Annotated in this window: 15 protein-coding genes and 1 pseudogene; 10 read left to right on the plus strand and 6 right to left on the minus strand. The window is 71.5% G+C overall.

Annotated elements, in window-relative coordinates; all coding sequences use genetic code 11:
• Together ACWDN5_RS31640 and ACWDN5_RS31645 are read right to left on the minus strand one after the other, a co-directional pair.
• Nucleotides 1-656, minus strand: a pseudogene (locus ACWDN5_RS31640) (GH92 family glycosyl hydrolase); the annotation flags it as partial.
• Nucleotides 657-735: 79 nt separating this feature from the next.
• Nucleotides 736-1131, minus strand: a complete 396-nt coding sequence (locus ACWDN5_RS31645) for a RidA family protein (protein WP_310973204.1) — start codon at nt 1129-1131, stop codon at nt 736-738.
• A gap of 91 nt (nt 1132-1222) precedes the next feature.
• On the opposite strand from ACWDN5_RS31645, the gene ACWDN5_RS31650 reads away from it, so the two are divergent.
• Complete coding sequence (locus ACWDN5_RS31650) at nt 1223-2185, plus strand: helix-turn-helix transcriptional regulator (RefSeq protein WP_449678848.1); 963 nt, start codon at nt 1223-1225, stop codon at nt 2183-2185.
• A 113-nt stretch (nt 2186-2298) separates the two neighbouring features.
• Here the strand turns inward: ACWDN5_RS31650 and ACWDN5_RS31655 are convergent, their stop codons facing one another.
• Nucleotides 2299-6624, minus strand: coding sequence for a GH92 family glycosyl hydrolase (locus ACWDN5_RS31655; RefSeq protein ID WP_449678849.1), 4326 nt, complete (start codon nt 6622-6624; stop codon nt 2299-2301).
• A gap of 148 nt (nt 6625-6772) precedes the next feature.
• Between ACWDN5_RS31655 and ACWDN5_RS31660 the strand changes: the two genes are divergently transcribed.
• Complete coding sequence (locus ACWDN5_RS31660) at nt 6773-8404, plus strand: tannase/feruloyl esterase family alpha/beta hydrolase (RefSeq protein ID WP_449678850.1); 1632 nt, start codon at nt 6773-6775, stop codon at nt 8402-8404.
• Between the two features lie 43 nt (nt 8405-8447).
• Nucleotides 8448-9086: a class I SAM-dependent methyltransferase gene (locus ACWDN5_RS31665; protein ID WP_449678851.1), complete on the plus strand. Its 639-nt coding sequence runs from the start codon at nt 8448-8450 to the stop codon at nt 9084-9086.
• Between the two features lie 87 nt (nt 9087-9173).
• On the opposite strand, the gene ACWDN5_RS31670 is transcribed toward ACWDN5_RS31665, so the two are convergent.
• A complete protein-coding gene (locus ACWDN5_RS31670; protein WP_449678852.1) occupies nt 9174-9950 on the minus strand; it encodes a helix-turn-helix domain-containing protein in 777 nt (258 codons plus the stop codon).
• 55 nt (nt 9951-10005) lie between these two features.
• Here ACWDN5_RS31670 and ACWDN5_RS31675 point away from each other — a divergent pair, with 55 nt between their 5' ends.
• Together ACWDN5_RS31675 and ACWDN5_RS31680 are read left to right on the plus strand one after the other, a co-directional pair.
• A complete protein-coding gene (locus ACWDN5_RS31675; protein WP_449678853.1) occupies nt 10006-10971 on the plus strand; it encodes a zinc-binding dehydrogenase in 966 nt (321 codons plus the stop codon).
• Between the two features lie 24 nt (nt 10972-10995).
• Nucleotides 10996-11721, plus strand: a complete 726-nt coding sequence (locus tag ACWDN5_RS31680; RefSeq protein ID WP_449678854.1) for a dienelactone hydrolase family protein — start codon at nt 10996-10998, stop codon at nt 11719-11721.
• Here ACWDN5_RS31680 and ACWDN5_RS31685 read toward each other — a convergent pair.
• Together ACWDN5_RS31685 and ACWDN5_RS31690 are read right to left on the minus strand one after the other, a co-directional pair.
• Nucleotides 11718-13025, minus strand: coding sequence for a M20/M25/M40 family metallo-hydrolase (locus ACWDN5_RS31685; RefSeq protein ID WP_310972717.1), 1308 nt, complete (start codon nt 13023-13025; stop codon nt 11718-11720). The genes ACWDN5_RS31680 and ACWDN5_RS31685 overlap by 4 nt on opposite strands.
• Nucleotides 13018-13845: a M55 family metallopeptidase gene (locus ACWDN5_RS31690; protein ID WP_449678855.1), complete on the minus strand. Its 828-nt coding sequence runs from the start codon at nt 13843-13845 to the stop codon at nt 13018-13020. Before ACWDN5_RS31690 ends, ACWDN5_RS31685 begins: the two co-directional genes overlap by 8 nt.
• Nucleotides 13846-14026: 181 nt before the next feature.
• Between ACWDN5_RS31690 and ACWDN5_RS31695 the strand changes: the two genes are divergently transcribed.
• From ACWDN5_RS31695 to mptB, 5 genes are all read left to right on the plus strand, one after another.
• On the plus strand, nt 14027-15859 hold the full coding sequence (locus ACWDN5_RS31695; RefSeq protein WP_449678856.1) for an ABC transporter substrate-binding protein: 1833 nt from the start codon (nt 14027-14029) through the stop codon (nt 15857-15859).
• Between the two features lie 3 nt (nt 15860-15862).
• Nucleotides 15863-16888, plus strand: a complete 1026-nt coding sequence (locus ACWDN5_RS31700) for an ABC transporter permease (protein WP_310972714.1) — start codon at nt 15863-15865, stop codon at nt 16886-16888.
• Nucleotides 16885-17781, plus strand: coding sequence for an ABC transporter permease (locus ACWDN5_RS31705; RefSeq protein ID WP_310972713.1), 897 nt, complete (start codon nt 16885-16887; stop codon nt 17779-17781). Before ACWDN5_RS31700 ends, ACWDN5_RS31705 begins: the two co-directional genes overlap by 4 nt.
• A complete protein-coding gene (nikE, locus tag ACWDN5_RS31710) occupies nt 17778-19427 on the plus strand; it encodes a nickel ABC transporter ATP-binding protein NikE (protein WP_449678857.1) in 1650 nt (549 codons plus the stop codon). Before ACWDN5_RS31705 ends, nikE begins: the two co-directional genes overlap by 4 nt.
• A 162-nt stretch (nt 19428-19589) precedes the next feature.
• Entirely contained in the window at nt 19590-21125 is a 1536-nt protein-coding gene (gene mptB, locus ACWDN5_RS31715; RefSeq protein ID WP_449678858.1) for a polyprenol phosphomannose-dependent alpha 1,6 mannosyltransferase MptB, read from the plus strand.
• Nucleotides 21126-21227 lie beyond the last annotated feature (102 nt).

The following is a 21227-nucleotide window of genomic DNA, read 5'->3' on the forward strand; positions in this document are numbered from 1 at the left end:
CGCCCTCCCGGCGCACCCAGTCGATCGGACCCAACTTGCGGTCGACCTCCGCATACCGCCGCGGTCCAGAAGTTGAACCCGTGCGGCACCGCCGTGGCCGGGAAGTTGTTGCCGCGGGAGAAGTCGCCGCTGGAGTGCGTGCCGCGGGTCGTGCGGACGCAGTCGATCGCGTCGCGCGGCGGCTCGGGGCGCTCGGCGATCCGGACGTCGTCGAGCCAGCCGGTGATCTCCGCTGGGGCGTCGGTGCGCAGCACGATCCGGGCGATCCGGCGCCCGGCGAAGGCCCCCAGCGGGCGGCGGACGAGGTTCCACTGGTCGACCCACAGCGTCTTGTCGTCCACCGGGTCGAAGCCGGCGGTGGTGCCGTCGGCGAATTCGACGTCGAGGCTGACCCGGGTCGCGTGGTAGGCGGGGATCTCGCCGTCGGCCACCGGGAAGACCACATAGGACAGCTCGGTGCGCCCGGTGACGGGCGCGTCGAGTTCGAACAGGACGGCCCGCGGCCGGTCGCCGTAGCGCAGGGCCTGCAGGCCGGTGTAACCGACGCCGGTCTTGGCCGTGGGGGAGCGGTCCGGGCCGCCGCCGACGTGCAAGCCGGGGTCCACCGGCTGCGGGTCACCGGTTTCGAAGGAGGAGAAGAACACGGCGTCGGACATGCGCCCACCGTAACCGCCGCCGAACGGCGCAGCGTGCTGGACACTGCTGCCCGCGCCGGCGCGGGCAGCAGTGTCCGGATCAGGCGACGGCGGTGCCCTCCAGCTCGACCAGCTGGCCCGGGACGGCCAGCCGGCTCACCCCCAGCATCGTGGTGGCCGGAGCCACCCCGGCGGCGCCGAGCCGCGCCGCCAGCACGCCGTAGTGCGGAAACAGCCCGTCGACGTCGGTGGTGTAGACGGTGAGCCGGACCAGGTGCGCCAGGGACATGCCGGCCTCGGCGAGCACCGCCTCGAGGTTGTCCAGGCTCAGTGCGAGCTGGGCGGCGATGTCCCCCTCGTGCCGGGGCTTGCCCTCGGCGTCCATCGCCGTCTGCCCCGAGCAGTAGAGGGTGCGGGTCTGCCCCGAGACGACCTCCCCCTGGTTGAAACCCAGATCCAGGGACCAGGTCACCGGGTTGACCGCCGTTCGTTCCAGTGCCACTTCAGCTCCGTTCGTCGCGAGTACGGCGTGGAGCTTTCCGGGCAATCACGACATCCTGTGTCGGGTATTCGCTACGGTTCTCCGGGTGCGTGCCGATCGCCTGGTCTCGCTGGTGCTGTTGCTGCGGCAACGCGGCCGGCTGACCGCGGACGTGCTGGCCCGCGAGCTCGAGGTGTCCACGCGCACGGTGCTGCGTGACATCGACGCGCTGTCCGCGGCGGGTGTCCCGGTGTACGCCGAACGCGGCCGCCACGGCGGGTTCGCGCTGCTGCCGGGCTTCCGGACCGAACTCACCGGGCTCAACCACGACGAAGCCCTGGCCCTGCTGACCACCGGGCGGGCGTTCGGCCTCGGCCCGGCGCTGGCCTCGGCGCTGCGGAAGGTGGCCGACGCGCTGCCCCCGGCCCAGGTGGCCACGGCCGAGCGGTTCCTCGTCGAACCCGAGACCGACCTGCTCTCCCGCCGTCCGGTCGCCGAGGAGGTCGACCACCCGGCGATGCTCGAAGTCCGCCGCGCGGTCCTCGTTGGACGACGGCTGCGCGTGCACTACGCGGCCACGGGCCAGGAACCGCGGTGGCGGACGGTGGACCCGATCGGGCTGGTCACCGTCCGCGACCGCGGCTACCTGCTGGCGACGCGGGCGGGCGCGGACCGGACGTACCGGCTGTCGCGGATCCGGGCCGCCGAGTCGCTGGCCGAACCGGCCGAGCGGCCGGGCGAGGTCGACCTGGACCGCGTGTGGCGGCAACGCTGCGCCGCCTTCCTGGCCGACGGGCACCTCACGACGCTGGTCCGGGTCCGCCCGGCCCGCCGGGAGGACCTGCTGGGCACCGCGGTGGCGGTCCGCGCGGAGGAACCCGCCGGCGACGGCTGGCTGCGGTTCGAGGCGACCTATCAGGACGCCTGGCACGCGGAGTGGGCGCTGTGGCAGCTGGGCGCGGACGCCGAAGCCCTGGAACCGCCGGCCCTCCGCGCCGCCCTGCACGCCCGGGCGATGGCGATCGCCGCCCGCTACACCGACGCCCCCGCCCCTGAACGTCGCGAATGACTCATTCGCGACGCCGGAGGTCCCGAATGAGTCATTCGCGGCACCAGTGGCGCCGGAAACGCGTGAAGGCCACCCCGATCACCCGGGATGGCCTTCACGCACCTACTGCTGAGCTACATCTTCGTGCACTGCCCGGCCACCGGGCCGCGTACCACGTTCGGCAGGTCGTGGTCCGTCGGCGCCGGGTTGTTCACCGCGCACGCCAGGGGGCCGCCGACCGTGCTCGACGTCAGCACCGGCCCGTGGTTGCCCGTCAGCGCCACCGGGCCGCCGATGTCGGTCAGCTCGATCGACACCGTCCCGGCGGCCCCGGTGATCGCCACCGGACCGGCCACCTTCGTGCGGTTCAGCACCACCTGAGCCGCCCCCGTCGCCGCCAGCGGGCCCTTGACCTGGCCGCCGCGGACGATCAGCGAAGCGCCGCCGCTCACCGTGACCGGACCCGACACCGTCGCGTTCTCCAGGCACACCGTCCCGCTCGAAACCGACAGCGGGCCCGACGAGGCACCCGTGATCGTCTTCGTGCACGCCGCGTCCGGCTTGCCCAGCAGCTCGAACTCGGCCAGCTGCGCCGGGGCGCCGGTGCTGGTCGCGGTCACCTCGAGCCGGTAGTGGGCGTAGTGCGCGGGGTTCGCCACCTTGAACGCGCGGGTCTGCTGGCGCCAGCTGAACGCCTGGTTCTCCTGCCGGTCGGCCACCGCCCACGTCTTGCCGTCGTAGGAACCCTTCAGCACCCAGCTCTTCGGGTCACCCGCACCGGTCTGGGACGTCAGCGTGTAGTTCGTGACGGCCTCGTCGGTCGAGTTCAGCTGGTACTGCACCGCACCGGTGACCGCCGCCTGCGTCCGCGAGGTGTTGTCCACCAGCGCAGCCGCGTTCGAACCGTCCGAAGTGGACAGCGTCCCCTTGCCGGGGCCGGTCTCGTCGTGCAGCGGCGCCGGCGCGGGGTCGCCCGTGGTGATCGACTTCGGCGCGTCGTTCGGGCCGGCGCCCCACGACGACGGGTTCGGGCCCATGTCGAAGTCGATCTTCCCGCCGCGGGCGATCAGGTCGTGCGGCAGCGACGTCGAGGAGTACGCCTTGCCGTTGACCTTCACACCCTGGACGTAGACGTTCTTCGCGCTGTTCTTCGGCGCGTTGATCACCAGGTCCTTGCCGCCGGCCAGGTGGATCGTCGCCTTCTTGAACAGCGGCGACCCGATCGCGTAGTCCGGGCTGCCCATCTGCAGCGGGTAGAAGCCCAGCGCGCTGAACGTCCACCACGCCGACTGCTCGCCGTTGTCCTCGTCACCCGCGTAGCCCTGGCCGATCTCGCTGCCGGTGTAGAGCCGCGAGAGCGCCTCGCGGACCTTCGCCTGCGTCTTGGCCGGCTGGCCCGCGTAGTCGTACATGTAGAGCGTGTGGTGCGAGGCCTGGTTGGAGTGGCCGAGCTGGCCCATCCGCACGTCGCGGGCCTCCCGCATCTCGTGGATCACCCCACCGTAGGAGCCCGGGAAGTTCGCGGTCTCCTGGTCGGCGAAGAACGCGTCCAGCTTCTTCGCCAGGCCCGCCTTGCCGCCGTAGAGGTTCGCCAGGCCCTGACCGTCCTGCGGCACGGAGAACGCCATGCCCCAGCCGTTGGTCTCGGTGTAGTCGATGCCCCACACCCGCGGGTCGTAGTCCTGCGGCGAGCGGCTGAACTTGCCCTGCGCGTCGCGGCCCTGGAAGAACCCGACGCTCGGGTCGAACAGGTTCACGTACTGCTGCGCGCGGCTGCTGAAGTACTCGTAGTTGGCCAGGTACTCCTGCTTGCGCGGGTCGCTCGCCGGGGCTTCGTCGTAGAGCTTCTTCGACAGGTTCGCGATGCCGTAGTCGTTGACGTAGCCCTCGATCGACCACGAGAACCCGTGGTCGGCGGTGTTGGGCGAGTAGCCGAGGAAGATGCCCTCGTCGATGCCCTTGCGGCCGACCGCGTTGTTCGGCGGGGTCACCGTCGCGTTCTTCAGCGCCGCGTCGTAGGACGCCTTGACGTCGAAGTTGCGGACGCCCTTGAGGTAGGCGTCGGCGAACGCGACGTCCGAGCTGGTGCCGGTCATCAGGTCGGCGTAGCCCGGCGAGGACCACCGCGAGATCCAGCCGCCGTCGCGGTACTGCTGCACGAACCCGTCGACCATCTTCCCGGCCATCTCCGGCGTGAGCAGCGAGTACGCCGGCCAGGTCGTGCGGTAGGTGTCCCAGAACCCGTTGTTGACGTACGTCTGGCCGTCGACGATCTTCGCGCCGGTCTGCGTCGGGGTGTCCGCGCCTGCCTTCGGGGAGACGAAGCTCGCGTACTGGTAGACCGGCTTCTCCGTCGTGCCGGTGTTCTCGAACGCGGAGTTCGGGTAGAGGAACAGCCGGTACAGGTTCGAGTACAGCGTCGTGAGCTGGTCCTTCGACGCGCCCTCGACCTCGATCACCTTCAGCTGGTCGTCCCACAGCCGCTGCGCGGCGTCGCGGACGGAGTCGAAGGTCGCGGCCGGGGCGATCTCCTGCGCCAGGTTCTTCTTCGCCTGGTCCACGCTGATCAGCGACGTCGCGATCCGCATGGTCACCGTCTTGTCGGCCCCGGCGGCGAACCGCAGGTACCCGGTGACGTTGTCGCGGCCCTGGCCGGTGATCTTCCCGCCCGCGGTGACCGGCTTGTCGAAGGTGGCGTAGACGAACATCCGGCCCGCCCCGGCCGACAGGCCGCTCTTGACGTCGGTGTAGCCCGACAGCGTGCCGTTCGCGGTGTCGAGGGTCAGCCCGCCCTGGTTCTTGTAGTTGTCGAAGATCAGGCTGGAGTCGCTGCCCGGGAAGGAGAACCGGAACACCGCCGCGTGGTCGGTGGGGGCGATCTCGGTCTTGATCCCGTTCTCGAACTGCACGCCGTAGTAGTGCGCGCGCGCCGTTTCGTTGTCGTGCTTGAACGGCAGTGCCCGTGCGTCGCGGTTGGCGTCCGGGACGCCGGTGGCCGCGGACGGCATCACCTGGAAGGTCTGCCGGTCGCCCATCCACGGGCTCGGCTCGTGGCTGACGGCGAAGGCCTGCAGTTCCGGCAGGTTCTGCTCGTTGTTCTGGCTGTGGTAGTTGTACATCCACCGGACGTCGCCGTTGTCGGCGTTGGCGTCGGTGACCGGAGTCCAGAAGTTGAACCCGTGCGGCACCGCCGTGGCGGGGAAGTTGTTGCCGCGGGAGAAGCTGCCGTTGGCCATCGTGCCGCGCGTGGTGAGCACGTTGTCACTCGGGCGGGTGCTGGCCGGCGGGGTCGGCATCGCCGAGATCTTCACGTCGTCGAGCCAGCCCTGCAGCGAGCCGGGACCGTCGGGGTTGTCGAAGCCGACCAGGATCCGGTCGATCGTCTTGCCCTTGGCCACCGTGCCGATCGCCGAACGGACCAGGTTCCACTGATTGGTGTAGAGGACCTTGCTCCGGCCCTGGCCTTCCGGTGTCAGCGGGAAGCCGTACTGGTCGGTGGCGCCCAGGTCGCGCAGGCGGGTGCCGTCGGTGAAGACCAGGTCGATCGCCACGTTCGTGCTCTGGTACTTCAGGTCGCCGGTGATGAACTGCGGCTGCACCTTGTAGGACAGCTCGGTCGAGGGCACGACGGGGACGTCGACGTCGAAGACCTTGTTGTAGGAGAAGCCGTGGGCCTCGGTCTGGCTGCCGGAGTAGCGGAACGCCTTGAGCCCGGTGAAGCCGACCCGGTTCTTGTTCGTGTAGCCGCTGGTCGGGCCCGCGTCGGTGAAGGTGCGCATGTTCGGCAGCGGCGGCGGGGCCGGCTCGTCGTTGGCCAGCAGCAGCTCCGACAGCTGCAGGATCGGGCCGCCGTTGTTGCGGGTGATGGCCAGCCGGAAGTACTTGTACGCCGGGGTCGGCGCGGCCAGCTTGTAGTCCTTCTGCTGGAACCGTTCGGTGAAGGCCTGATCGGCCTGCTTGTCCAGGTCGGTCCACGAGCCGGCGTCGTCGGAGCCCTGGAGGGTCCAGTCCTTGGGGTCGCGCTCGGCGAAGTCGTTGGCCGAGGAGATCGCGTAGTGCGTGATCGACGTCGGCTCCGACAGCGTGATCTGCGCCGAGGCCGTCGGGTCCCAGGACAGCCACTTGGTGTCGGTGGTGCCGTCGACGAGGTTGGCGACGACCTCGCCGCCGCCAGTGTTCTCGCTGGTGGCGCTGGTTTCGGTCACCTTGCCGCGGATGTCACCGGGGATCGCGGTGCCGTTCGCGCCGTTGATCCCGGACGCGCGCGGCTTGCCCGCCGCGTCGGTGTCGACGGTGTCGGTCCACGTCGGCTGGACGTCACCGGGCTCGAAGGAGGAAGAAAAATCGGCGGGGAGGGCGTCTTCGGCGGCGGACGAGGCCGCGGGGAGGGCGACCAGGCCGGCGGCGACCACGGCGGCGGTCACCAGGAAAGCGACCGGCGGTCTGGCGCTTCGGGGCATCGTTGCTCCAAGCTCGGAGGGCGGATTCAGCAGCGCCGCGCAGGCGGGGACCGGCGGCGCCAACGAAGGGAAACGCGCGGGTGACATCGATGTCAAGACCGCTCGCCAAACCTGACCGGAATCAGACAACGCGGAAAACGGGGGCCCGATGAGAACGTTCCGGATCTTCACCGCGATCGCCACCTTGGCGCTCGCCACCACCACATTCACCCCGGCCACCGCCACCGCGGCGACCGGATCGACCGTCCGGCCGGTGACCTCCTGCGCCGGCCTGGTCCACGGCTTCGCCCTCCCGGGCGCACCCACCCACGTCACCTCGGCGGCCGTCGTCGCGGCCACCGCGACCGACCCCGAATACTGCGGCGTGCAGGGCTACGTCGAACCCGCCGTCCGGTTCGAGCTGCGCCTGCCCACCAAGACCTACGCCGGGCGCTACCTGCAGTACGGCTGCGGCGGCTTCTGCGGTGTGGTCAACCCGCCCGCCTTCGCCGACTGCGGCCTGCCGCATGGCGGCGACGTCGCGGTCGCGGCCACCGACGACGGCCACGTCGGCACCACCCCCGCCATCGTCGACGACGGCCGCTGGGGCGCGAACGACCAGGCCGCGCGCAACGACTTCGAGTTCCGCGCACCCCACGTCGTCTCCCGCGCCTCGAAGGCGATCATCCAGGCCTTCTACGGCGCCCCGCCGCGCAAGTCCTATTTCAGCGGCTGCTCCGACGGCGGCCGCGAAGGCCTCCTGCTCGCCCAGCGCTACCCGGCCGACTTCGACGGGATCGACGCCGGCGCGCCCGCGAACCTCTGGGGCCCGCTGCTCGGGGTGTACCAGACCTGGCTCGCCCGGGTGAACAGCGCCGCCGACGGCAGCCCGATCCTCACCGCCGCCAAGCTGTCCGCCCTGCACAACGCCGTCCTGGCCGTCTGCGACCGCCTCGACGGGCTCGCCGACGGCCAGCTCGACGACCCGCGTGCCTGCCGCTTCGACCCGGCCGCGCTGACCTGCGCCGGCGCCGACACGCCGTCCTGCCTCACCCCGGCCCAGGTCCGGGTCGTCCGCAAGCTGTACTCGCCGCCCGTCGACGAGCGCGGCACGCTGCTCTACCCCGGCGGCCAGCTGCCCGGGTCCGAGCTGTCGTGGGCCGGGTGGATCATCGCCACCCCCGAGACCGGCGGTTTCTCCTTCGCCCGCAACCTCGCCGACAACTACCTGCGCTACCTCGGCTACCCGATCGGCGCACCGGCGTCGACCGTCGACACCTTCGCCTTCACCCGGCGCGAATTCGACCGGCTCACCCCGGTCGGCGTCCGCTACGACGCCATGAGCCTCGACCTTTCGGCGTTCCAGCGGCGCGGCGGCAAGCTGCTGCTCTGGCACGGCTGGAACGACGAAGCCATCCCGCCCGCCGGCACCCTCGACTACTACCAGCGGCTCACCCACGGCCATCCGCAGGACTGGGCGCGGCTGTTCATGGTCCCGTCGCTCTACCACTGCGGCGGCGGCACCACGCTCACCGAATTCGACCCGCTCAAGCAGCTGGTCGCCTGGGTCGAGCGGGGCACGACGCCGACGGTGGTCACCGCGACCGGCCGCGACGCCGCCGGCACGGTGACCCGGACCCGGCCGGTGTTCGCCTACCCGCAACGCGCGGTCTACGACGGCACCGGCAGCATCGACGACGCCGCCAACTTCCGGCCCGCACCGCCGGCCGCGCCGGTCCGGGACGTCGTCCACTGGGCCGGGGAGAAGCTGTACGCGATCCCCGGGCCGGTCGCGCCGTAAAACTCCTCTCGCGGGTTCCGGCGTCGTCGCTAGGGTCACGACCATGACGACGCCGGAACCCGCCGACCGCGTACTCGCCCGCGCCTCCCTCGCCGAGGGCAGCCCGACCGCCTGGTTCGACCGGCTCTACACCGCCGCCGCCCGCGGCGAGGCCGAGGTCCCGTGGACCCGCGGCACCCCGAACGCCGACCTGGCCGCCTGGGTCCGCCCCGGCGAGGGCCGCCGCGCCCTGGTGGTGGGCAGTGCCCTCGGCGACGACGCCGAGCTGCTGTCCGCGGCCGGCTGGGCCGTCACCGCCTTCGACGTCGCCCCGGCCGCGGTCGACGCCGCCCGCGCCCGCTTCCCGGAGTCTCGAGCGGACTACGTCGTGGCCGACCTGCTGCACCCGCCGGGGGAGTGGCGCCGCGCGTTCGACCTGGTCGTGGAGATCATCAACATCCAGGCCATGCCCCGCGACTTCCGGCCCGCCGCGGTGACGTCCCTGGCCGGCTTCCTCGCCCCGGGCGGCACGCTCCTGGTCAGCGAGGTCGCCGAGGAGAGCACGGACGCCGAAACGTGGGAAGGCCCGCCGTGGCCGTTCAGCCGGACGGAGATCGAATCCATCGCCCAGGACGGCGTCCGGCTGGTCAGCCTGGACACCATCCGCGAAGGCACCCGCTACTGGGCCACCTTCACCCGCTAGCCCGGCGCTGCCCGCCAACGCCACCGACCCGGCCCGCTCGGCTTCTCCGCCGCGGGCCGCGCCCACGCCCTTCAGCCGCCGGCCGGCCTACCGCGCGGCCTGGCCGGCGCCATTCCGGTGCCGCCCGGGCGTGGTCCCCACCACGGCCGTGAACGCCGCGATGAAGTGGCTCGGGTTCGCCCACCCGCACGCCCGCGCGGTGGCGGCCGTGTCGTGGCCGTCGGCCAGCAGGATCAGCGCGTGGCCGATCCGCACCTGGGTGCGCCACTCGTAGAACGTCATCCCGAGCTCGTCGCGGAACAACCGGCTCAGCGTGCGGGCGCTCGCCCCGATCCGCTGCCCGAGCTCCGCCAGCGGCGTGGCGTCCCCCGGCTCGTCGTACAGCCGCCGCGCGATCGCCCGCAACCGGTCGTCGCGCGGCTCGGGCAGGTGCAGCGGCTGCTCCGGTGCTTCGCGCAGCTCGTCGACCAGGACCCGGCGCAGCCGGGCACTCGCCGCCCGGTCGTACTCGCGCGGGCCGGTCAACGCGAGCAGCACCTCGCGGGCCAGACCCGACGCCGTGAACACCACCGGCCGCTGCGGGACGAGCCGGGCCAGCGACGCCGGCAGAAACACGATCCGCATGTCGGTGTGGCCGTGCGCGCGGTGCCGGTGGACGAACCCCGCCGGCGTCCAGGCCACCCGGTTGGCCGGCACGATCGACGTCCCCCGCTCGGTGTGCACCGACAGCACACCCCGGGCCGCGTACACCAGGTGCCCCCGGTCGTGGACGTCCGCCGCGCTGGTGCCGCCCGGCGGCCACCGGTGCGCCCCGCCCGAGGGCCAGATCCGCGACTCCGGGACGACTTGGCGGGCGATGGGCACAGCTTGGCATTCTACCGGTGGTCGGCCACCGGCCCCGCGGGTGAAAGTCGGATCCATGAACACGATGCGAGCGGCGGTTTGTGTCCGGGCCGGCGGCCCGGAGGTCCTGGAAGTGCGGGAGCTGCCCGTCCCGGCGGTGCGGGAGGGCTGGAGCCTGGTGCGGGTCATGGGCACCGGCCTCAATCGGTCGGAGCTGCGGACCCGGCAGGGACACTCCCCGGACGTCGTCTTCCCCCGCGTGCTCGGCATCGAATGCGTCGGTACCGTCGCCGCCTCGACCGACCCGCGGCTGCCCGAAGGCACCACGGTCGCGGCGATGATGGGGGAGATGGGCCGCGCCTTCGACGGCGGCTACGCCGAATACGCCCTGCTGCCCAACCCGCTGCTGATGCCGGTCACCACCACCCTGCCCTGGGACGTCCTCGCGGCGCTGCCCGAGACCTACCTGACCGCCCAGGGCGCCCTCGACGCGCTCGGCATCGGCCCGGACAGCACCGGACGGCTGCTCATCCGCGGCGGCACCTCCTCGGTCGGCCTGGCCGCCGCCGCGATCGCGGCCGGACACGGCCTGGAGGTCGCCGCCACCACCCGCCGCCCGGACAAGGCCGGCGCGCTGACCGGGCACGTCCTCATCGACGACGGCGGCCCGCTGACCGGCCTGCCGGCGCTGTGGCCCGAAGGCCCGGACTGGGTGCTCGACCTCGTCGGCGCCCGCACGGCGGTGGACTCGCTGCGCCTGGTCCGCCGCGGCGGCACGGTGTGCGTGGCCGGCTCGCTCAGCGGCTGGCTCGTCCCGGACTTCGAGCCGATCGCGAAGATCCCGTCCGGCACCAAGCTGACGGCCTTCCACAGCGGCACCCTCACCGGCAGCACCGCCCTGCTGCAGCGGATCGTCACCGAAGTCGAAGCCGGCACGTACCGGCCGCACATCGACCGGGTCTTCCCACTGGAGGACATCGCCGCCGCCCACCGCTACATGGAAGACGACCGCGCGGCCGGAAAACTCGTCGTCGTGCCCTGAACGAGTGACCTAGGCTCGGTGATCATGCCCACCCAGTCACTGCAGATCCCCACCGCCGACGGCCAGGCCGACGCCTTCGCCGCGTACCCCGGCGACGGCGAACGCCACCCCGGCGTGCTGATGTACCCGGACGGCTTCGGCATCCGGCCCGTCCTGCGCGAGATGGCGCAAGAACTGGCCGGCCACGGGTATTACGTGCTCGTCCCCAACCCCTTCTACCGGCACGGCCCGACACCGGTGATCGACCTGCCCGAGTACATCGGCGCCGAAGCCCGGCCCGCGGTCTTCGCCCGGCTGATGCCCATGATCGAGGCGCACACCACCGACCGGATCCTGCGTGACGCCGACGCCTTCCTGGAGTTCCTCACCGCCCGGCCCGAGGTCGCCCCCGGCCCGGTCGCGACGACCGGCTACTGCATCGGTGGCCTCCTCGCGACGCACACCGCCGCGGCCCACCCCGGCCGGGTGGCCGCCCTCGCCGGATTCCACGCCCCGGTGGGCGCCGCCGGGCCCGACAACCTGCGCCGGATCACCGCCCGGGTCCACTTCGGCCACGCCGGAACCGACCTGACGCCCGAGGGTCTCGACGAGCTCAACAAGACGCTGGACGCCGCGGGACTCGAGTACACCTCCGAAATCTACCCCGGAACCGTCCACGGCTTCACCATGTCCGACACCGACTCCTTCGACCCCGCCGCCCTCGAACGGCATTGGGACAGCCTGCTGGCGCTGCTCGGCCGGGCCCTCTAGCAGTTCTCGAGGAACCGGGCCAGGACGCGGGTGCCGAAGTGCAGGCCCGCCACCGGCACCCGCTCGTCCACCCCGTGCGCCATCGCCCGGTACGGGAACCCCTTGGGCAGCCACAGCGGCGCGAAGCCGTAGCAGTCGATCCCCAGCTGCGCGAACGCCTTCGCGTCCGTCCCGCCGCCCAGGCAGTACGGCACCACCACCGCCTCGGGATCCTCCGCCTGCAACGCAGCCGCCATCGCGGTGAACCACGGCGAGTCCACCGGCGCCTGGACCGGCGGCTGGTGCGCCACGAACTCCCGCGTCACACCCGCGCCGAGCAGGTCGTCCAGCGCGGCGAACAACGCCTCCTCGGTCCCGGGCAGCACCCGGACGTCGACCTGCGCGGTCGCCGTCGAGGGGATCACGTTCACCTTGTACCCCGCGTCCAGCATCGTCGGGGTCGTGCTGTTGCGGACCGTCGGCACCACCAGCGAGCCGGCCGGCCCCAACGCGGCCACCGCCGCGTCCACACCCTCCGGAGTGGACAGGTCCACCGGGACGCCCAGCGCCGCGCCGGTCCGCTCCAGGAACGCCCGCACCGCCGGGGTCAGCGACACCGGCCACTCGTGCGCCGCGATCCGGTGCAACGCCCCCACCAACCGGGTGACGGCGTTCTCGTCGTTCGGGCGCGAACCGTGGCCGGCCCGGCCCCGGGCGGTCAGCCGGAGGTGCGCCGTCCCGCGCTCGGCCGTCCCGACCGGGTACAGGTGCACGTCCCGGCCGTCGGCCGCGGGCACGTGGTAGGTGTAGCCGCCCGACTCGCTGATCGCCGCCGCACAGCCCTCGAACAGCTCGGGATGGCGGGCGACCAGCCAGTGCGCGCCCCACTCGCCGCGGTCCTCCTCGTCGGCGACGAACGCCAGCACCAGCTCGCGCCGCGGCCGCGCCCCGCCGGCCAGCGCGGCCAGGACCATCGCGACGAAGTCCTTCATGTCGGTCGCGCCGCGGCCCCACAGGTACCCGTCGCGCACCTCGCCGGCGAACGGCGGCACCGACCAGTCCGCCGCGTCCGCCGGGACGACGTCCAGGTGCCCCTGCACCAGCAGCGCCGGCAGCGCCGGATCGGTGCCCGGCACCCGCGCGATCACGCTCGCCCGGCCCGGCGCGGCCTCCAGGATCCGCGAGGGGATGCCCAGGCCGTCCAGGAACGCGGCCACGTACTCCGCCGCCGGCCGCTCGGGCTCGGCGTCGTTGTTGCCGCGGTTGGTCGTGTCGAACCGGATCAGGTCCGCGCACAGCTCGACAGCGTCGGCCCGGTCAGCCATAGATGCCCTGCACCGCCCCCGCCGCGATCGCCGTGACGACCTTGAAGCACTTCATCGCCTCGGTCATGGCCGGCGCGTCGAACCCGACCCGCCGGGTGCCGATCTGCTCCACCGTCGGGATCACCGCCGTCGCCTGCGCCAGGTGGCTCGCGTCGAACTCCACCTCGATCCGGTGCGGGCCGGTCCGCCGCTCTTCCCGGCCCGCGCGGGCCATGGCGTCGGCCGCCGCACCGGTCAGCAGCTCCGCGGTGCGCGCCGGCGGCAGGCAGATCGCCGCGTACCGGCTCACGCACTCCTTCACCTGGACCAGCTCCGCCTCCGGAGCGTAATCACGGGCGTCGTCGCACGTTTTGTCGTCACCCGAAACGAGCAGGACAGGGACGCCGTACTCCGCGGCCACGCCCGCGTTCAGCCGGCCCTCGCTCGCCGGGACGTCGTCCAGCCACACCCCGGTGATCTGGTTCTCCAGGTAGGTGTGGGAAAGCACCCCGTCGAAGCCCGCGCCGGCGTGGTAGCCGAGGAACACCACACCGTCCACACCGGAATCGATGCCCTGCATCATCGACAGCGGCTTGTGCCGCCCGGTGAGCATCCGCGCCCGCGGGTCCAGGTCCTCCAGCAGCAGGTTCCGTTGCGAGGAATGGGCTTCGTTGACCAGCACGTCACTCGCCCCGGCCTCGTACAGCCCGGCCAGCGCGGCGTTGACGTCGCCGGTGAACAGCCGCCGGAAGCGGTCCCACTGCGGCGACCCGGGCACGACGTCGTCGGTCCAGGTGACGCCGGTGGCGCCCTCCATGTCCGCCGAGATCAGGATGCGCATGCCGGGCACTCTAACCAGCGCGCCCGGGCCCCGGACGCGAATCACCCACATCGCCGAATGTCACTCAGCGTGACGACCGGGGGGTCGATAACGATCGGGCACCTGCCGGGGCGGCAACATATTGCGCGGTTGTCCCGATATGTGGTTACTTCTCGTCCTTGGGGAGGCTCACAAGCGAACGATGGGGTGGTTTTCGGTGCAGTTCCAACACAGAGCCGGGCGTTTCGCCCGGGTGGGCGCGGTCGTCGCGGCCGCCACGCTGGCAGCGATCCCGCTCGCCGTCCCCGCTCAGGCCCAGCAGGCCAAGGTGCTGCGGGTCGCGCTCACCACCGGCATCGACCACCTCAACCCGTTCACCGCGGCGCTCTCGGCGTCCACGCAGATCGGCCGGTTCACCTTCGAGTTCCTGACCATCCCGAACGCGGAGAAGGCCGAAGCCTCGCCCGCGCTCGCCGAGTCGTGGACCCCGTCCCCGGACAAGCTGACCTGGACCTTCAAGATCCGCAGCGGCGTCAAGTGGAGCGACGGGCAGCCGGTGACCGCCAAGGACGCGGCCTTCACCTTCAACCGGATGCTCACCGACGAGAACGCCCGCACCGCCAACGGCAACTACGTGGCCAACTTCGAGACGGTCACCGCGCCCGACGACACCACGCTCGTCATCAAGACCAAGGCCGTCCAGGTCAACATGAACCTGCTCGACGTGCCGATCGTGCCCCAGCACATCTGGGAACCGATCAAGGACCTCAAGGACCCCTCGACCGACACCCTCGCCGTCGCCGGTGTCTCCGACGGCCCCTACCAGCTCACCGAGTACAAGCCGAACGAGTACGTCAAGTTCAAGGCCAACAAGGACTACTGGCGCGGCGCCCCCAAGGTCGACGAACTGCAACTGCTGGTGTTCAAGGACACCGAAGCCGCGGTCAACGCGCTCAAGCAGGGCGAAGTCGACGTCATCAACCGGCTCAACCCCAACCAGTTCGCCGCGCTGCAGGGCCAGCAGGGCATCACCACCAACGCCGCGCCCGGGCGCCGCTACGACGAGCTGTCGATCAATTTCGGCGTCACCGACAACGCCAACAACCCCATCGGGGACGGCAACCCGGTCCTCAAGGACCTCAACGTCCGCAAGGCCATCACCCAGGCGGTGGACACCCAGGCCATCGTCGACAAGGTCCTCAACGGGCTCGGCCAGGTCGGCGGCGGCGTCGTACCCGCCATCTACGCCGACTACCACTGGGACCCCAGCGCCGCCGAGAAGGTCAAGTTCGACCTCGCCGCCGCCAACACGACCCTCGACCAGGCCGGCTACCCGAAGGGGCCCGACGGCGTCCGCACCGCCCCCGGCGGCGCCAAGCTGGAACTGCGCCTGACCGGCCACGCCAACCGCAGCTACGACCAGGGCGTCGCCCAGTACGTCACCGGCTGGCTCAAGGACATCGGCATCACCGTCAAGCAGGACCTCGTCTCCGACGACGAACTGTCCGATCGCACCCAGGCCGGCAAGTACGACCTGGCCATCGGCGGCTACGGCACCAACCCCGACCCGGACTACGCCCTCTCGCTGCACACCTGCAGCGCGCGACCCGCCCCCGACGGCAAGGGCGGCAGCACCGACACCTTCTTCTGCGACGCCGCCTACGACGAGCTCTACAAGAAGCAGCTCACCGAAACCGACGACGTCAAGCGCGCCGAGTACGTCAAGCAGGCCCAGGCCCGGCTCTACAGTCAGTTCCCGACGATCGTGCTCGACTACCAGAACGCGCTCGAGGCCTACCGCTCCGACAAGTTCGCCGGCTTCACCACGCAGCCGCAGCCCAAGGGCGCCATCCTCGAGCAGACCGGCTACTGGGGCGTCTACGGCGCCACCCCGGCCGGCACCACCGACGCCGCGAGCAGCAGCTCCGGTAACACCGTGTTGTGGATCGTCGTCGGCGCGGTCGTCGTGGTCGTCCTGGTCGGCGGCGGCATCGTGCTCAGCCGCCGCGGCAAGACCGCAGAGGACCGCGAGTAAGACATGACCACCCCCGACCAGGCCGCGGTGCTCGTCGACCCCGACGAGCACCGCGGCGGGACCGGCACGGCCCGGTTCGTGCTCACGAAGATCGCCGAAGCCCTGATCAGCATCGTGCTGGTGATCGTGCTGTTCTTCTTCCTCTTCCGGATGCTGCCCGGTGACCCGGTCGCGGCGATGACCCGCGACCACCCCACCAGCCCGCAGCAGATCGCCGACCTGCGCGAGAAGATGGGCGTCGACAAGCCCGTCCTCGTCCAGTTCGGGAACTACTTCTGGAACCTGCTGCACGGTGACCTCGGCGAGTCCCGGCTGCTCAACAACGGCCGCCCGGTCGCCGACATGATCGGCGAACGGCTCTGGCCGACCATCCTGCTCGTCGGCAGCGCCACCCTGCTCGCCGTCGTCCTCGGGCTCTGGCTGGGCATCCGCGCCGCCTGGCGCCGCGACAGCTTCTTCGACCGCACCCAGACCGGCATCGCGCTGACCCTGTGGTCGGTCCCGCAGTTCTGGCTCGGCCTGATGCTGCTCGTGGTGACCAACGGGCTGTTCCCCAGCCGCGGCATGCACTCCCCGGACGCCGCCCCCGACGTCCTCTCCCAGACCCTCGACGTCCTGCACCACCTGGTGCTGCCGTGCGTGACGCTGCTGGCGGTGTTCTACGCCCAGTACATGCTGATCATGCGGTCGTCGCTCCTGGGGGAGATGAACGCCGACTACCTCACCACCGCCCGCGCCAAGGGCCTGCGCGACGACCTCGTCCGCCGCCGCCACGCCGTCCCCAACGCCCTGCTGCCCACCACCACGCTGGTGTTCATGCAGTTCGGCTCGGTGCTGGCCGGCGCGGTCACCGTCGAAGCCGTCTTCAGCTGGCCGGGCCTGGGCCAGCTCACCTACGACGCCCTGCACGGCCCCGACCTGCCGGTGCTGCAAGGCGTGTTCACGGTCCTGGCGGGCTCGGTCGTGCTGATGAACCTGCTCGCGGAACTGCTCTACCGCGTGCTCGACCCGAGGGTGCGTACCTCATGACCACCGCCGAGACACCCCGGCAGATCGCCTGGAACCGCCGTCGCGCGTCACTGACCAGGACCTGGCGCGAGTTCGCCGCCCAGCGCGCCGCGCTCATCGGGCTCGTCCTGCTCGGCGCCACCGTCGTCGTCGCGCTCCTGCTGCCGCTGATCAGCGACGAGACCGGCCTCGACGTCACCAAGGCCACCGGACAGCCACTGTCCCCGCCGAACGCCGACTTCTGGCTCGGCACCGACAACTTCGGCCGGTCCGTGCTGCTCATGACCGTCTGGGGCACCCGGATCTCCCTGCTCGTCGGCTTCTCCGCGGCCCTGCTGTCGGTGGTCATCGGCACCCTGATCGGCATCACCGCCGCCCACTTCGGCGGCTGGGTGTCGGCGACCCTGCTGCGGTTCACCGACTTCTTCCTGGTCCTGCCCTCGCTGATCCTCGCCATCGCGCTCTCGGCGGTGCTGCCCAAGGGCGTCGGCACGATCATCATCGCCATCGGCCTCACCGCCTGGCCCAGCACCGCCCGGCTGGTCCGCGCCCAGACGCTGACCATCGAAAGCCGCCCCTACATCGAGCGGGCCCACGCCCTCGGCGGCGGCCACCTGCACATCATCGGCCGGCACGTGCTGCCCGGTGTGATGCCGCTGGTGCTGGCCAACACGACCCTGGTCGTCGGCAACGCCGTCATCGCCGACGCGACCCTGTCGTTCCTCGGCGTCGGCGACCCCAACTCCATCACCTGGGGCCTGGTGCTGGAGAACGCGCTCAACAACGGCGCCATCAGCCGCGGCGCCTGGTGGAACGTGCTCCCGCCGGGCATCGCCATCGTCCTCGTCGTCCTCTTCTTCACCCTGGTCGGCCGGGGCCTGGAGACCGTGTTCAACCCGAGGTTGAAGAAGTGACCACCCCGCTGCTGCAGCTCACCGGCCTCACCGTCACCTACGCGGTGGGGGACACCGACGTCCCCGCCGTCCGCGGCGTCGACCTCACCCTCGACCCCGGCGGCACCCTCGGCATCGCCGGCGAATCCGGCTCGGGCAAGTCCACCGTCGCGATGAGCGTGCTGCGCCTGCTGCCGCGCACGGCGAAGATCACCGGCGAGATCCTCCTCGACGGCGAAGACGTCACCACCATGAAGTGGGGACGGCTGCGCGCGGTCCGCTGGGCCGGGGCTTCGGTGGTGTTCCAGGGCGCCATGCACGCCCTCAACCCGGTCCGCAAGATCGGCGAGCAGATCGCCGAACCGATCCGGCTGCACCCGCCGTCCGGCACGACCCTCACCGACACCGAGGTCGACGCCCGCGTCGCCGAGCTGCTCACCCAGGTCGACCTGCCACCGAGCCGGGCCGGCGCCTACCCGCACGAACTGTCCGGCGGGCAGAAGCAGCGCGTCATGATCGCCATGGCGCTGGCCTGCTCGCCCCGGCTGATCATCGCCGACGAGCCGACCACCGCCCTCGACGTCATCGTCCAGGCCCAGGTCCTCGCGCTGCTGTCCCGGCTGGTCGCCGAACAGCGGATCGGGCTGATCATGATCAGCCACGACCTGTCCGTGCTCGCCGCCACCTGCGAACGCATCGCCGTCATGTACGACGGGCAGATCGTCGAAGAAGGCCCCGGCGCCGAGGTGATGAGTTCACCTCGGCACGACCACACGCGGGCGCTCGCCGCGGCGTTCCCGACCGTCGGCGACCCGGTGTCGCGCTTCGCCCCCGCCACCAGCACCCCGCTGCCGCCGGAACCCGCCGACCGGGTGACGGGCGAGCCGCTGCTGGCCGCGGAGAACCTGCGCGTGTCCTTCCGCGACCGCACCGGCAAGCGGATCGACGCCGTCGCCGGCGTCGACCTCACCGTGGCCCGCGACGAGATCGTCGCCCTGGTCGGCCAGTCCGGCTCCGGCAAGACGACGCTCGCCCGGACCCTGCTCGGCCTGCAGAAACCCGACTCCGGGGTGGTCCGCTACGCCGGGAACCCGGTGCCGGCCGGGGGAGCGGGCCTGAAGGCCTACCGCCGTCAGGTCCAGCTGGTCCTGCAGGACCCCACGAGCGCGCTCAACCCCAGCCACACGGTGTACGAGGCCGTCGCCGAAGGGCCGCGGGTCCACCGGCTGAGCGACGAGCGCGCGGTCGTCCACCGCGCGCTGGAGGCGGCGGAGCTGCGACCGGCGGAGAAGTACGTCGACCGGCTCCCGCACCAGCTCTCCGGCGGCCAGCGCCAGCGCGTCGTCATCGCCGGCGCCCTGGCGCTGGAACCGGCGGTGGTGGTGGCCGACGAACCGGTCGCCTCGCTGGACGCGTCGGTGCGCGGCGAAATCCTCGGGCTGCTGCTGCGGCTGCGGCGCGAACTCGGCCTCGCTGCCCTGGTGATCACCCACGACCTGGGCCTGGCCTGGAACATCGCCGACCGCGTCGCCGTGATGTACCGCGGCGAGCTGGTCGAAACCGGCACCGTGGAGCAGGTCCTGCTCGACCCGCAGCACGAGTACACGAAGTCCCTGCTGGCCGCCCTGCCCGGCGGCACCGCCCAGCGTCGCACCGTCGAAACCTGACCAGGCGGCCCCCCACAGTGCCGCGAATGACTCATTCGAGACCTCCCACGTCCCGAATGAGTCATTCGCGACCTTCCGCCCGGCGCCGGTCCTGGCTGCGGCGGCCGGAAACCGGCACTGCGGGAACCGCACACGAGCGCGTTGTGTAATCTCCGAACGGAAATGGCGACCACCACCGACCCCGCACAGACGCCCTCGACCGGACTGGCCGAGCGGCTCCGCGTGCCCTCGCGATTCCCCTACCGCACGATCGCGATGGGCACCGTCGGCAGCACTCTGCTGATGATCGCCGCCCTCGGCGCCGGCGGCATCCTGATCAAGGACCCGGTGCTCGGCCACGGCCCGCTGTCGTGGGTCCGCTACGGCCACGGCCGGATGCTCGCCAACGCCGTCCTCTACACCGGCTTCGGCATGGTCGTGTGGGCGTGGGTCCGGCTCGGCCGCTACGTGCTGGCCGGCCGCATCGGCAGCCGGCCGATCCTGGTGGCCGCGGGGTGCTGGATGGCGCCGCTGCTGGTGTCGCCGCCGCTGTTCACCCGCGACGTCTTCTCCTACCTCGGCCAGGGCGCCCAGCTGCTCTACGGGCTCGACCCGTACGCCAACGGCCCGGCCGAGCTCGACGTGCTGCCGAACGTGGTGCAGAACGTCCACCCGCTGTGGCAGACCACCCCGGCCCCGTACGGGCCGCTGTTCCTGCTGATCTCCAAGGGCGTGGTCGCCACCACCGGCGACAACATGATCCTCGGCGTCATCCTCATGCGCGTCGTGCTGCTGGCCGGCCTGGCCGGGACGCTGTGGGCGCTCCCGCGGCTGGTCAAGCACCTCGGCGGCAAGCTCCCGGTCGCGCTGTGGCTCGCGGTGGCCAGCCCGATGATGGTGATCCACCTCTTCGGCGGCCCGCACAACGACCTGATGATGCTCGCGTTCCTCACCATCGGAGTCCTCGCCGCCCTGGAACGCAAGCACGTGCTCGCCGTCGTCCTGGTCACGATCGGCATGCTGATCAAGCCCACCGCGGCGATCGCGCTGCCGTTCATCGTCTGGATGTGGGCCAACCACCTCACGGGCGAGTCGAAGGTCCGCAACTTCCTGCGCGCCGGCGCGGCCTCGGTGGGCCTGTTCCTGCCGGTGTTCGTCGCGGGCACGTGGATCTCGCTGGGCTCGCTCAACCTGGGCTGGTGGTCGGGGTTGAAGGCCCCGCAGCTCATCGCGAACTGGCTGAACATCCCGACGGGCATCGGCGAGGTGTTCTACAACCTGGTTCACCTGATCGTCGACGTCCAGGTCTCGCCGTTCGTGACGGTCGCCCGCGCGGCCGGCATGCTCCTCCTGATCGCCTTCGGCATCCGCCAGTGGTGGCTCGCCCGCGGCGGCGGCACGGAGGCGGTGTACCGGGCCGGGATCTCGCTCCTGGCGGTGGCGATCCTCATGCCGCCGACGCTGCCGTGGTACCTGACCTGGGGTTTCGTGCTCCTGTCGGCGTTCAAGTGGCAGCCGCGGCACCTGGCGCTGGTGGTGGCGGTCTCGGTGTTCGTGACCCTGGTGTACTACCCGACGGGCGAGCAGGCCCTGTACGACTGGTGGTTCATCGTCGGAGTCGTCCTGGCCAGCCTGTACGCGGCGGCGTCCTTGCTGCGGCCGGACCCGCTGGGCATCATCGACGCCTGGCGCCGCCCGGAGAAGTTCCTCCGCGGCTGAACACGCATTCGTTGCCGGTGTCGCAGATGTTGATGTCCAGCTCCTTCGCCCGCGCACCTTGCTCATGTCCTGCTCCGGCACCTCCAGGATGTGCTCGCCGAC

The sequence above is a fragment of the Amycolatopsis sp. NPDC003731 genome (genome assembly GCF_053586895.1).